The organism is Streptomyces sp. cmx-4-9, assembly GCF_046548835.1.
Classification (GTDB): domain Bacteria; phylum Actinomycetota; class Actinomycetes; order Streptomycetales; family Streptomycetaceae; genus Streptomyces.
The window spans coordinates 657,447-669,966 of sequence record NZ_JAEBEE010000002.1 but is presented as its reverse complement, the minus strand read 5'-3'; the positions used below and the strand labels follow the sequence as shown (position 1 = coordinate 669,966).

Annotated in this window: 12 protein-coding genes; 5 read left to right on the top strand and 7 right to left on the bottom strand. The window is 74.6% G+C overall.

Features of this window, described 5'->3' with window-relative positions; all coding sequences use genetic code 11:
* Window positions 1–44: 44 nt before the first annotated feature.
* Complete coding sequence (locus tag ACLJTM_RS09105; protein WP_411102922.1) at window positions 45–599, bottom strand: PadR family transcriptional regulator; 555 nt, start codon at window positions 597–599, stop codon at window positions 45–47.
* 196 nt (window positions 600–795) lie between these two features.
* On the opposite strand from ACLJTM_RS09105, the gene ACLJTM_RS09100 reads away from it, so the two are divergent.
* The 3 genes from ACLJTM_RS09100 to ACLJTM_RS09090 all read left to right on the top strand — a co-directional run bounded on the left by ACLJTM_RS09100 (window position 796) and on the right by ACLJTM_RS09090 (window position 4,363).
* The gene (locus ACLJTM_RS09100) at window positions 796–2,229 is read left to right on the top strand and encodes an MFS transporter (RefSeq protein ID WP_411102921.1); all 1,434 of its coding nucleotides are present in this window, start codon (window positions 796–798) and stop codon (window positions 2,227–2,229) included.
* A gap of 71 nt (window positions 2,230–2,300) precedes the next feature.
* Entirely contained in the window at window positions 2,301–2,972 is a 672-nt protein-coding gene (locus tag ACLJTM_RS09095; RefSeq protein ID WP_411102920.1) for a response regulator transcription factor, read from the top strand.
* On the top strand, window positions 2,969–4,363 hold the full coding sequence (locus tag ACLJTM_RS09090; RefSeq protein WP_411102919.1) for an ATP-binding protein: 1,395 nt from the start codon (window positions 2,969–2,971) through the stop codon (window positions 4,361–4,363). Before ACLJTM_RS09095 ends, ACLJTM_RS09090 begins: the two co-directional genes overlap by 4 nt.
* A 4-nt stretch (window positions 4,364–4,367) precedes the next feature.
* On the opposite strand, the gene ACLJTM_RS09085 is transcribed toward ACLJTM_RS09090, so the two are convergent.
* Genes ACLJTM_RS09085 through sigK form a run of 3 tightly spaced genes read right to left on the bottom strand, consistent with a single transcriptional unit; the run spans window position 4,368 to window position 6,724 of the window.
* Window positions 4,368–5,336 (bottom strand): TAXI family TRAP transporter solute-binding subunit, encoded by a 969-nt coding sequence (locus tag ACLJTM_RS09085; protein ID WP_411102918.1) that lies wholly within the window; start codon window positions 5,334–5,336, stop codon window positions 4,368–4,370.
* Between the two features lie 48 nt (window positions 5,337–5,384).
* The gene (locus tag ACLJTM_RS09080) at window positions 5,385–6,131 is read right to left on the bottom strand and encodes an anti-sigma factor (RefSeq protein ID WP_411102917.1); all 747 of its coding nucleotides are present in this window, start codon (window positions 6,129–6,131) and stop codon (window positions 5,385–5,387) included.
* A complete protein-coding gene (gene sigK, locus ACLJTM_RS09075; RefSeq protein WP_411102916.1) occupies window positions 6,128–6,724 on the bottom strand; it encodes an ECF RNA polymerase sigma factor SigK in 597 nt (198 codons plus the stop codon). Before sigK ends, ACLJTM_RS09080 begins: the two co-directional genes overlap by 4 nt.
* A 556-nt stretch (window positions 6,725–7,280) precedes the next feature.
* Between sigK and ACLJTM_RS09070 the strand changes: the two genes are divergently transcribed.
* Both ACLJTM_RS09070 and ACLJTM_RS09065 read left to right on the top strand, forming a co-directional pair.
* Complete coding sequence (locus ACLJTM_RS09070) at window positions 7,281–7,934, top strand: fasciclin domain-containing protein (RefSeq protein ID WP_411102915.1); 654 nt, start codon at window positions 7,281–7,283, stop codon at window positions 7,932–7,934.
* A gap of 406 nt (window positions 7,935–8,340) precedes the next feature.
* Entirely contained in the window at window positions 8,341–10,431 is a 2,091-nt protein-coding gene (locus ACLJTM_RS09065) for a SpoIIE family protein phosphatase (RefSeq protein ID WP_411102914.1), read from the top strand.
* Between the two features lie 21 nt (window positions 10,432–10,452).
* On the opposite strand, the gene ACLJTM_RS09060 is transcribed toward ACLJTM_RS09065, so the two are convergent.
* From ACLJTM_RS09060 to ACLJTM_RS09050, 3 genes are all read right to left on the bottom strand, one after another.
* On the bottom strand, window positions 10,453–11,223 hold the full coding sequence (locus tag ACLJTM_RS09060) for a hypothetical protein (RefSeq protein WP_411102913.1): 771 nt from the start codon (window positions 11,221–11,223) through the stop codon (window positions 10,453–10,455).
* Window positions 11,224–11,362: 139 nt separating this feature from the next.
* Window positions 11,363–11,596: a hypothetical protein gene (locus ACLJTM_RS09055; protein ID WP_411102912.1), complete on the bottom strand. Its 234-nt coding sequence runs from the start codon at window positions 11,594–11,596 to the stop codon at window positions 11,363–11,365.
* Window positions 11,597–11,762: 166 nt separating this feature from the next.
* Window positions 11,763–12,341, bottom strand: a complete 579-nt coding sequence (locus ACLJTM_RS09050; RefSeq protein ID WP_411103282.1) for a hypothetical protein — start codon at window positions 12,339–12,341, stop codon at window positions 11,763–11,765.
* Between the last annotated feature and the right edge of the window lie 179 nt (window positions 12,342–12,520).

Below are 12,520 nucleotides of genomic sequence, written 5' to 3'. Positions count from 1 at the left end.
GGGTGCGCGGCGGTGCGGCCGCCGGGCGCCGGGTGGGCGGCCGTTCAGTGCCCGGCGAGCCGGTGGAGGGTGTCCAGGACGTCCTGGAGCCAGGCGGTCTGCATCCGCTCGTAGGCGATGCCGCCCCTGAGCACGACGTGCTGGAGCTCCCGTCCGGCGTCGGGCACCGCGGGGGCGTCGGGGCCGGTGAAGTCACGCCGTTCCCCGGCGAGGTAGTGCGTGAGCCGGTCGGCGTGCACCCGCTGGTGCCGTTCGACCTCGCGGATCAGTCCGGCGGGGTCGTCGAAGGCGGCGCCGCGGATCTTCACGGCAAGTTCGTGCCGGACGGTGTCGGGCTGGATCGGCTCCTGGAGCCAGGCGGCCAGGGCGGAGCGGCCCGCGGCGGCGACGGAGTACTCCTTCTTGTCCGGCCTGGCCTGCTGCGGCACTTCGAGGACGTCGAGCCAGCCGTCGCCCTCCATGCGCTTGAGCACGCGGTAGATCTGCTGGTGCGTCGCGGTCCAGAAGTAGCCGATGGACCGGTCGAACCGGCGGGCCAGCTCATAGCCGGAGCCCGGCTGCTCCAGGAGGGAGACGAGGATCGCGTGCTCGAGTGCCATGCCCCTGATCCTTCTATGCAACTCGTTGCATGGACAAGCGCCGCAGCCCGGGTGAGACGCGGCTCACGCCCCCCGCAGGGGTGGGCTTTCTTAGCGGATTGTTAGATCTCCGTGCCGGTCCTTGTCTGGCCCCGCCGCCGGCTCCATGCTCTGGGCACCTCACCTCCTCCCGTCCGGGACCTCCCCTGGAGCCGCCATGTCCGCCACCGCCGCCCTGCCCTCCCGACCGCCCGCAGACGAGCGCAGGAAGCGCCGCACCGCCCTGGTCGGCGGCTCGCTCGGCAACCTCGTCGAGTGGTACGACTGGTTCGTCTACGCCAGCTTCGCGATCTACTTCGCCGACTCCTTCTTCCCCGGCGACAACCCGACCACCCAGCTGATGAACACCGCCGGGATCTTCGCGGTGGGCTTCCTGATGCGGCCGGTCGGCGGCTGGGTCCTGGGCCGCGCGGCCGACCGGCACGGGCGCAAGAGCGCCCTCACGCTCACCGTCACGATGATGTCGGTGGCCGCCCTGCTGATCGCCGTCGCCCCGACCTACGGACAGGCCGGATACGCCGGCGCCCTGGTCCTGCTGCTCGCCCGGCTGCTCCAGGGAATGAGCATCGGCGGCGAGTACGCGGCCAGCGCGACCTACCTCACCGAGGTGTCGGAACGCGGCCGGCGGGGCCTGGGCTCCTCGTTCCAGTACGTGTCGATGACCTGCGGCCAGCTGCTCGGCCTCGGCATCCTGATCACGCTGCAGCACACGCTCACGACGGTCCAGTTGGAGAGCTGGGGCTGGCGGATCCCGTTCCTGGTCGGAGCCCTCTTCGCCGTGGTCGTCTTCTGGCTGCGCCGCAGGCTCCAGGAGACCGACGCGTTCACGCAGGAGCCGGCCGCCGGGGACGGCCCGGACGACGGTGCGCGCGGGACGCTGAAGCTGCTGTGGGAGCACCGCCGGCAGGCGGGCCTGGTCATGGCGCTCACCCTCGGCGGCACCGTGGCCTACTACACGTACACCACCTACCTCACCAAGTACCTGGTCGGCAGTGCGGGCATGGCGAAGACGACCGCCACCCTGGTCAGCTTCACCGCCCTGACCCTCTTCGCCGTGCTCCAGCCCTTCGCCGGGATGCTCTCCGACCGGATCGGGCGGCGCCCGCTGCTGATCACCTTCGCGGTGGGCTGCACCGTCGGCACCTACCCGATCATGACGGCCCTGGGTTCGGCGACCTCGTACGGGGAGGCGCTGGGCCTGTCCCTGCTGGCGCTGGTGATCGTCACCGGCTACACCTCCATCAACGCGGCGGTCAAGGCCGAGCTGTTCCCGACCCGGGTGCGCGCCCTGGGCGTGGCCCTGCCGTACGCCGTGGCGAACGCGCTGTTCGGCGGCACGGCGGAGTACGTGGCCCTGTGGTTCAAGAACAGCGGCCGCGAGACGATGTTCTTCTGGTACGTCTCCGCCTGTGCGCTGGTCTCGCTGGTCACCTACGTCCTGATGCCGGACACCCGCAACACCGCACTCAGCCGTGCGGAGGCCGAGGCCGACGCCGCCTCCGGCAGCGGGAGCGGCAACGGCAGCGGGGCTGCGCCCGGTGGCGGCGCAGGCCCCGACCGGGCCGCCTCCCCCACCGGGGCCGCGGGCTGACCGGCCGCGGTGACCACGACCGGCGGCTCCCGTAAGCTACCGCCCGGCTCACGGCTGACGGGACACCCTCTATGCACGCGCTGCTCGTCGAGGACGACGACCGCATGGCCCAGGCCCTGGGCACCGCGCTCGCCCAGCGCGGGCACACCGTCCGCAGGGCCGGCCGCGCGCTGGACGCCCTGCGGCACGTCCGCGAGGCCGACTTCGTCCTGCTCGACCTGGGTCTGCCCGACCTGGACGGGCTGGAGCTGCTGCGGCGGCTGCGGACCGTCTGCGACGCCCCGCTGATCGTGGTGACCGCGCGCTGCGAGGAGCGCGACATCGTGCAGGGGCTGCGGGCCGGGGCCGACGACTACGTCGTCAAACCCTTCCGGATGGCCGAGTTGATGGCCCGCATCGACACCGTGCGCCGCCGCACCGACCCGCACCCGGGGCGCGGCGCAGGCACCGGCGGTCCCGTCCACTGCGGGGACGTCGAGGTGGACGCGGCGCGCCGGACGGTCACCGTGGCGGGGGTCGAGGTACGGCTCACCCGCCGCGAGTTCGACGTCCTCGCCTTCCTGGCCGCCCGTCCGGACGAGGTGCACTCCCGCGAGGAGATCCTCGACCGGGTCTGGGGCGACGCCTTCCTGGCCGCCTCCCGCTCGCTGGACGTCCACGTCGCGGGGATCCGGGCCAAGACCGGCCGCCCCGCGCTGGTGCGCACCGTCCACGGCTTCGGCTACCAGCTCGGCCGGCCGTGAGACGCAGGCTGCTGGCCGTCCTGACGGTGCTGATGGGGGTCGCGGCGCTGCTGCTCTCCCTGCCGCTGGCCGACGCGTACGCGCGGGGCCGGACCGAGCATCTGCTGCTGCAGCGGCGTTCGGAGGCGGTGCGGTTCGCCGACCTAGCCGACCGGGTGCGCACCGGCGCCGACCGGGCGGAGCTGTCCGCCGAGATCGACCGGTACGCGCAGGTGTACGGCGCTTCGGTGGTCGTCGTCGACACCGCGGGGTCGACGGTCACGCGGGCCGGCACCGACCGCTCGGTGTCCGCTGCGCCCGAGGGCGCCCAGGCCCTGCGGCGCGCCCTCACCGGACGTTCCACGGACCGGCTGGCGACCGTGCACCCCTGGGGCCCGCGGACCGCGGTGATCGCCGAGCCGGTGGGCCGGGACGAACGGGTCAGCGGGGCGGTGCTGATGGCCGTGCCGACCGCGGCGGCCCGCCGGGACGTGGGGGTCCGCTGGTCGCTGATCGCGGCCGGGGCCGCCGCGGCGTTCACGGCTGCGGCGCTGGTCGCCGCCGGGACCGCCCGCTGGCTGCTGCGGCCGGTCCTGGACTTGGACCGGGCGGTGGAGCGGCTGGCCGCGGGCAGCCTCCAGGCCCGCGCCGTGTCCGCCACCGGCCCGCCCGAACTGCGCCGTCTGCGGCTGCATTTCAACGCCATGGCGCAGGCGATGGCCGATTCCCTGGGCCGTCAGCGCGACTTCGTCGCCGACGCCTCCCATCAGCTGCGCAATCCGCTGGCCACCCTGGTACTGCAACTGGAGAACATCGAACCGCACCTTCCCGCCGGACCCGGCCGGGCGGAGCACTCCCGCGCCCTGGACGAGGCGGAGCGCCTGGAGGAACTCCTCGACGGGCTGCTGGCGCTGGCCCGGGTGGAGGCGGCGGTGGCGGAACCGGCCGACCAGGACGTGGCCCGGGCCGTACGGGAACGGGTGCGTGCCTGGTCGGGGGTGTTCGAGGCGGCCGGGCTCACGCTGACGGCCACCGGCCCCGCGGACGGGTTGCGGGCCCGCGCCCTGCCCGATGCGGCCGGGCGGGTCCTGGACGCGCTCCTCGACAACGCCGTCAAGTTCGTCCCGTACGGCGGCCGGGTGGAGGTGCAGGTTCTGGAGCACCGGGACGAGGGGTGCGTACGCGTCCGGGTCGCTGATGACGGGCCTGGCGTTCCGCAGGACCAACTGGGCCTGCTGCTGCGCCGATTCGCCCGTTCCCCCGGGCACCAGAACGTGCCGGGCAGCGGGCTGGGGCTGGCCATCGCCGACGAGATCGCCCGCGCCGGCGGCGGCCTGCTGCGGGTCGGGGCGAATGCGCCGCACGGCCTGGTCGTCGAACTGCGGATGCCGTCCGCCGGAGCCCGCCCCTGACGGGTCAGCCGTAGACGGACCGGTAGTAGGCCACCGCGCCCGGGTGCAGCGGGACCCGCCCGGTCGAGATGGCGAACCGGGGCTCCAGCCGGGCTCCCGCCGTGACCTCGCGGAGCAGGTCGCCCCAGTGTCCGTAGACCACCCGGAGCACCTCGCGCACGGCGGAGGACGGCAAACCGGCCCGGGCGAGGAGGTAGTTGCCGACCCCGACCGTCGCCACCGGCTCGGTCAGCCCGTACACCCCGGCCGGCAGGGTGACCGCCGTGTAGACCGGACCGTGGAGTGCGCGCAGCGCGCCGACGTGGCCGTCCAGTGCGAGGACCCGAACGGGCAGGGCCCGGGCGAGCTCCGCGAGGGCGGGGGTGGGCACGCCCCCGGACCAGAACAGGGCGTCGACGGCGCCCGCCTGGAGCGCCCGCGCCGATTCGGCGAGGCCCAGGCGCTGTTCGCGGACCGCCGCCGGGCCCTCGCCGAGTCCCGCGGCCCGCAGGATGCGCTCCGCCACCACCTGGACGCCCGATCCGACCGCGCCCGCCGCGACCGGCCGGCCGGCGAGGCCGTCCACCGAGCGCACCGGGCCGTCCGCCGGGACGAGGAGGTGCGTGTAGTTCACATAGATCCGGGCCAGCGCCGTCACCGCGACGGGGTGGGCGAAGGACGCGTGCCCGAGCGCCGCGTCCTCGGCCGTGTCCGCCATGGACAGGGCCAGGTCGACGGCGCCTTCGGAGAGTTCCCGCAGGTTGTCCACGCTGGCCGCGGTGCTCACCGGGGTGATCTCCAGCCCGCTGCCTGCGGCGGCGACGGCCTGCGCGAGGGCCTGTCCGAACGCGTGGTACGGGCCGCCCGGCGGCCCCGTCGCGAGGCGCAGGCGCCGCACCGGGTCCGAGGGCGCCGAGCACCCGGCGAGGGCCAGGGCGGCCGCGCCGAGCACGCCGCCCACCACCCGTCGACGGTCCGGCCCCCTGCTGGTCACGGCCGAAGCCTACGGGCAGGAGCGGGCCGGGCGGGAGCGGCGGCCGGGTCAGGCCGGCAGCCGCAGCAGCATCAGCGGGGCGGTGGTGGGCTGCGCCGAGCCGCCCGCGGGTTCCAGGGTCAGGCCCACTGCGCGGGCCCGCCCGGGATCTCCCTCCAACAGGACGGCTCCGTCCTGCCGCAGGAGTCCGGCCGGGCGCATGGCCCCGTTGTCGTCGAACCACAGCTGGTAGGTGCGTCCCTCGCCCGCCGCGGGCAGGCCGGTGCTGAGGAAGACGGCCTGGGCGAGCCGCGCCGAGCTGACGACGGAGGTACTGGCACCGGTGCTGGTGCGTCCGTGGACGCTCTTGGCGTCGGGCGCGGCCATCACGGCGGTCATGGCCTGCACCTGCCGGTCGGCCCGCTGGGCCTGCGCGCGGGCCTGGTCGGCCTGCTGGTGCTGCACGACGGCGATACCGCCGAAGGCGGCGGCCGCCGCCAGGCTGGCGGCCAGGGCGAAGGGGGCGGCCTTGCGCAGCCACACCCTGCCGAAGCGGACGGTGCGTCCGGAGGGCACGAGCGGCGGCAGCTGCCGGACCGTGTCCACGCGCTCCAGGACGCCCTCCTTCAGGTGCGCGGGAGCGGGCAGGGAGGCGGCAGCGGCCAGCCGGGCCGCCGTGGCCGAGAAGCCGCTCATCTCGCCGGCACAGGAGGCGCAGCGGTCCAGGTGGGCGAGGAACGCGTCGTGCTCCTCGGGGCCCAGTGCGTCGAGTGCGTACGCGCCGGCCAGGGTGTGCAGGTCTTCATCGTGTTTCACGTGGTCACCCCCATGCAGTCGCGCAGCCGGATCAGTCCGTCACGCATTCGGGTCTTGATGGTCGGAAGCGGCGCCCGCAGCGTCTCGGCCACCTCGCGGTAGGTCAGACCCTGGTAATAGGCCAGTGTGACGGCTTGGCGCTGGAGTTCGGTCAGCGAGTGCATGCAGCGGCGGACCTGCTCGCTCTCCAGACGCGTCTCGACCTGTTCGGCCACCTCGTCGAAGGGCCGCTGCTGATCGCGCACCGCCGTGTTGAGGTCGCGGTCCGCCGCGGCCTGGGCCGACCGGACCCGGTCGACGGCCCTGCGGTGCGCGAGGGTGGCCACCCAGGTCAGCACGCTGCCGGCCTCCGGGCGGTAGCGGGCGGCCTGGCGCCACAGGTCGATCATCACTTCCTGAGCGACCTCCTCGGCCTGGGCGCGGTCGCGGACGACCTTCAGGGTGATGCCGAACACCGTGTTCACGACGCCGTCGTAGAGGACCGAGAACGCCTCCTTGTCCCCGCGGGCCACCTGCTGCATGACCTCTTCCAGTCCTCGGGCCCCGGAGTCGCCCGCATCCCGCGGCCGGCCGAACGGCAGGGGGCGGCTCACCGCAGCCGCTTCCCGTGCGGCGGCGGCGTCGCGCGCCGCCGTTCGGTGTCGGGGCGTGCGCCCTCGTGCATCCCTCGCATGGACAACCCTTCACTCCCGGACGGGACCGGCCCCGGGGGACGGGGGCGGCCGCAGGCTCGCCGTACGGCGGTCCCATCCTCCCTTCGGTGCCGGGGCCCGTACGGATTGCCCTGCCGCGCATCCTGGGCGCGGACGCGGGCGGGCCGGCCCGTTCGGGGTCAATCCTCGACCGTTGCGAACCCGTTCGGGGGAAGGACCAATCCGCCGTACGGCCCACACCGAAGCCCAGGTGTGAGCAACCACTGCACCCTCCTCCCCCGTGGCGCCCGCGGTGCCGCGCCCGGAGGGCGGGCGGCCGGTTCCAAGGGCCGGGCCGACCCCACCGGACCACGAGACCGCCGACGAGCCCGCCGACGAGACCGCGGTCCGAGCCCCCGGCCAGTCCGCTGAGCGTCCGATCCGCTGAGCGCCCGGCCACCGAAAGCCACTGACCACCGCTCTTACGAGAACCGTCACACCACAGGAGACACACCCCATGTCCAGCACCCTGCGCATCCGCCGCACCGCCCTTGCCGTCGCCGCGGCCGCCCTCCTGCCGTTCTCCCTCGCCGCCTGCTCCGACTCGGGCAGTGATTCCGCGGCGGGATCCAGCGCGGACAAGAGCGCCGACGCCGTCGCCTCCCAGCCGGCCACCTCCGACGCCCCGACGACCGGGGACCAGCCCTTCGGGCCGGCCTGTGCCGGGGTTCCCGCCGAGGGCGCCGGGTCCTTCGACGGCATGGCCAAGGACCCGGTGGCCACCGCGGCCTCGAACAACCCGGCACTGTCCACGCTGGTCACCGCGGTCAAGAAGGCCGGCCTGGTGGACACCCTGAACAACGCCAAGGAGATCACCGTCTTCGCGCCGACCAACGACGCCTTCGCGAAGATCCCGAAGGCGGACCTCGACAAGGTCCTCGCGGACAAGGACATGCTGACGAAGATCCTCACGTACCACGTCGTCGGCGAGCGCCTCGCGCCGAAGCAGCTGGAGAACGGCTCCTTCGACACCCTGGAGAAGACCAAGCTCACCACGAGCGGTTCGGGTGAGTCCTACAAGGTCAACTCCGTGTCGAACGTCGTCTGCGGCAACGTCAAGACGGCCAACGCCAACGTCTACATCGTCGACACCGTCCTGATGCCGAAGTAGCGGCCAGGGCGGCCCCGGGGACGAGCGGCAGCGCACCCGGTGTCCGGCAGTCCCCTCGGGGAGGGCCGGGTGCCGGGTGCGCTCGCGCTCCCTCCCGGAGGGCCGGGTGCCGGGACGCGGGGCCGCGCCGGGGTCCGGGCCCGGAGCCGGGAAGGTCGCAGGGGGCGCCCCCGGCGGCCCTCTCCCACGCCCCCCGTGCCGGCTCCCGTGGCGGTGGCGGACGTACGCCGGAGGGACCCGGTGGCCGGGGCTCCGCTTCCCGGTCCGGCCGGGCCCGGTCCGCGGCCGGGTGCGGTCCCGGGCCGGGCGGGCGAGGATGAGGGGGTGGAGGAAGCACAGCCGCCGGCAGCGGCGGGCGAGCCGTCGTCGCCCGAGCAGCCCGCGGCCTTGGACGACCGGGCCCGCGATGCCTGAGGAGACGCCGCTCGACGACCTGGTCAGCGGAGCCGCCCAGGACGCCGGGGGATGGCTCGGCGCCCTCCGGGTGGCCCTGGTGGCCACCAGTGGCGAGGGGGTCGTCGTCCGCTGGAACCAGGGCGCACAGGAGCTGCTGGGCTACGCCCCGCCCGAGGTGCTCGGGCGGCACATCTCCGACCTGCTGCACCCGGGAGCCGACCGGAGCCTGGGCCGGTCCCTGTGGGAGACCGCCGCCACCGGGCGCGGGGTCATGGGCACGGTCACCGCCTGGCACCGCGACGGCCGTCCGCTGGAGCTGGAGATCTGGGCCTGCCCCGTGCCCGACCGGCGCCAGGGAGCCGCAGCCGTCCTGGTGTTCGCGGCCGACGCGCACGCCGCGCGCCGCATCCGTGGGTCTTCGGCGGTGTGGGACGGGCTGTTCGCCCGCTCGCCCGTCGGCATCGCCGTCCTCGACACCGAGCTGCGCTTCCTCCAGGTCAACCCGGCGCTGGAGACGATGAACGGGCTCTCGGAGGCCGCGCACGTGGGGCGGAGGCTCGCCGAGGTGCTGCCCGAGGTGAACGCCGGCGAGATGGAGGCGGCGATGCACCGGGTCCTGGAGACCGGTGAACCGGTCCTGGACCGCCGCCGCACGGGGCGGACCCCCGCCGATCCCGAGCGCGACCGGGTGTGGTCCTGTTCGTACGTGCGCGTCCAGGACCCCGGCGGCCGTCCGATCGGTGTGATCGCCTCCCTGCTGGACATCACCGCCCAGCAGCGCGACCATACCGAGGCGGAGGCCGGCCGGCGCCGGCTCGCCCTGCTGAGCGAGGCGAGCTCCCGCCTCGGCGACAGCCTCGACCTGGAGCGGACCGCCCAGGAGCTCGCCGACCTCGCCGTGCCCCAGCTTGCGGACGCCGTCACCGTCGACGTACTGGACAGCCTCGCCCGCGGCGACGAGCCGGGCATGGGGCTGACCGGGGGCACCGACCTGCGGCGGCTGGGCAAGGCGCCCCTGACCGGCTCTCCGGTCACCCGCATCCTCGCTCCGCTCGGCCGGACGCTGACCTTCCCCCCGACCGCCCCCTACACCCAGGCCCTCGCGGACCGGCAGCCGTTCCTGATCGCCCGCCTCGATGCCGAGACCGTCGCCCCGGCCTCCCGCCACACCCCCAAGCCGGCCCAACTGCTCGACACCGGCGTGCACTCGTTCCTGATGATGCCGCTGGTGGCGCGGGACACGGTGCTGGGCATCGCGACCTTCTACCGCACCGGGCCCGCCGGGCCCTTCGGGTCCGACGACGTCACGCTGGCGGGGGAGCTCGCCGCCCGCACGGCCATCAGCATCGACAACGCCCGCCTCTACCTCCACGAGCACGAGACCGCGGTGGTCCTGCAGCGCAGCATGCTGCCCCAGCACGTCACCCCGCCGCCCGGAATCGAGATCGCCCACCGCTACCTCCCGGCCAGCGACGTCAACGAGGTGGGCGGCGACTGGTACGACGTGCTGCCCCTCAGCGGGGGCCGGGCCGCCCTCCTCATCGGGGACGTGATGGGGCACGGCATCGCGGCGGCCGCGGTGATGGGGCGGCTCTCCGCCACCGTCCGGGCCCTGGCGCGCCTGGACATGCCGCCCACGGCGCTGCTGCACCAGATGGAGGCTGCCCTGGCCGACTTGACGGAGCCGATGCTCGCGACCTTCCTGTACGTGGTCTGCGATCCCGCGACCGGTCGGTGTACGGTCACCCGTGCCGGGCATCCCCCGCCGGCCGTGGCCGAACCGGACGGCGTCGTGCGCCTCGTGGCGACCCCGCCCGGTGTCCCGCTGGGGGTCGGCGGCATCACCTTCACCACCACGGAGATCACCCTGCCGCCCGGCAGTGTCCTCGTCCTGTACACGGACGGCCTGATCGAGGCGCGCAGCAGGGACATCGACGACCGGCTGAGGGAGCTGACGGGGCTGCTCTCGGAGCCCCAACAGCCCCTGGACCACCTGTGCGACACGCTGATCGCGCATCTGGTTCCGGCGTCCGCCGACGACGACATCGCCCTCCTGGCGGCCCGGATCGGCACGAACAGCCCCTCCTTGGGCGGGCGTTGAGGGTGAAGCGGGCGGAGGTGGTCAGCCGCGGCCGTAGGAGCCGATGCCGACGAGGCAGTACACGTACTGGTTGATGACGGTGGCACCGCGGCTGTAGCGGTAGGAGAAGGCGTACTGCGTCTTGGGGTTGTCGTTGCAGCGGTCGAGGTCCGAGGTGAAGGGGAAGCTCTCGATGACCCGGTAGTGGGCGTCGGACGCCGAGCAGGAGACCTCCTCCACTCCGGTGACGCTCTGCGGGGTCGTCGAGTCCGGCAGGGTTCCGTTGAGGCAGGTCCCCTTGTCGAAGGGACTGGGCTCCGCGGTCGTGGGCGACGCCTCGGGCCAGGCCGCCGTGTCGGCGGGGGCGGGTACGGGGTCGGCAGCCGGGGCGGAGGAGGAGGGGGTGGTCGCCGAGGGGTCGGAGCCGGCCCCGGAGCCGTAGCTGTAGCTGGGGCTGGGGCTGGGGCTGGGGGACGCGGTCGCGGTCGGGGAGTCGGAGGCGGCGTTCCGGGAATCGTCCCCGCTGTTGAACGCGATGATTCCCACGATCACGGCGGCCAGCACGGCGCACGCCGCCAGGCATCCGCCGACGCCCTTCTTGTCACCGGGGGCGGGCGGGACGGACCCGGGGGCGCCGCCCACCGTGATGCGCAGCAGGACCTCCTGGTCCGCGAGGCGCGCCCGGACCAGGTCGCCGTGGCGGACGGAGGGGATGCGCAGCCGGGCGGTGCCCGTCCCCGTCGGGACGGTGAGGATCACTCCGTGGGCGGCCTGTCGGGGGGTGAGCGTGATGGGGATTTCCTGCGACGACACCGGCTGCTCCCGAGGGTGAGGGTCGTGCGGACGTTTCCTGCGTGCCCGTACGCAGTGTGCCCGTCGGCCCCGGGGTGACGCAGTCGTTCCGCAGACCGCGGTGCCTGCGGCGGGCGTTCAGCCGGGGGCGCCGCAGCGCTCACACGTGGTCGGTGGCGAAGAGTTCCAGGTGGCCGCACTGCCGGCAGCGGTACGCATCGATGCGGCGCCGGGGCCGCCCCATCCGCTTCGCGCCGCCGAGCCACCCGAGCTCCAGCGGCCCGGCGATCCAGCGGGCGAATCCGCGGGCGCCCTCGCCGGCGTCCTCGACGAAGCCGGGTTCGAGACCGACGGCGCCGCAGTACGTGCACCGTACGTCGGGTACGTCCTTCACCGCAGGCACCCCGTGCGGCTCCGGGCGCATGCCGGCGGCGCTCCGCGTGCCGGCCGGCGGCCGTGCGGTCCCGCCGGGCAGGAGGGGGCGGTCCCGGGCTTCCCCGCGCCGGATCCGCCGTCCGGGACGGTCGTCCGCATCGTCTCCACGCCGTGGCCCCGGCGGGTCAGCGGGTGCGGCGGGGCCGGTGGGGGCCGCCGCGGTGCGGGTGGCGGCGGGGCTGCGCCTCGGGGGCCGCATCCGGGGAGGAGAAGCCGCCGGGGACGGCCACGCGCGCCGGGGCGGCAGGGGCGGCGGCCGGGGCCTGTCCGGCCGCAGGGGCGGCGCCCGCGGTCGCGCCGGCGGCTGCTCCACCGCCTGCTGCACGCCTGGCGCTGCCGAGGATGGCCGTGTGGGAGATCAGCGGGGCGCAGGCCTGGCAGATCTCAGCGAGGGTCCACACCTGCCCGACGGCGGGGTTGTGGATGAGCACGAGCAGGGGGACGCCGGTGCAGCCGGTCCGGGTGTCCTCGTGGTAGGCGCACTCGGCGGCGCGGCAGGCGCAGCCGGCGTTGGGCCGGACCGTCGCGAGCCGGGCGTGCGCCCGGACGTGCTCGGCGGCGAAGCGCCGCATCGCCGCGGTGTCCTTGGAGCGGGGCGGCATGCGGCAGGCGTCGGTGCTGCAGGCGACGGAGACCGTGTGGTCTCCGTGGCCGGTGAGCCGGACGGTCCAGGTCCGTCCGGCGACACGGGAGGCGGGAATCATGCTCAAAGGGGTGCCGTCCGTTCACGTATGCGGTGGAGTGCCCACTGTTGGACAGATTCGCGTGTGGGGACAGTGGATTTCACACGGCCTCGACCCGCCGGTCACGGGCCCGTGCGGCGGGCGGGGTTCGGGGTCGGACCTCGCGCCGAGGAGGGAGCACACGGTGACCGAACACGGCC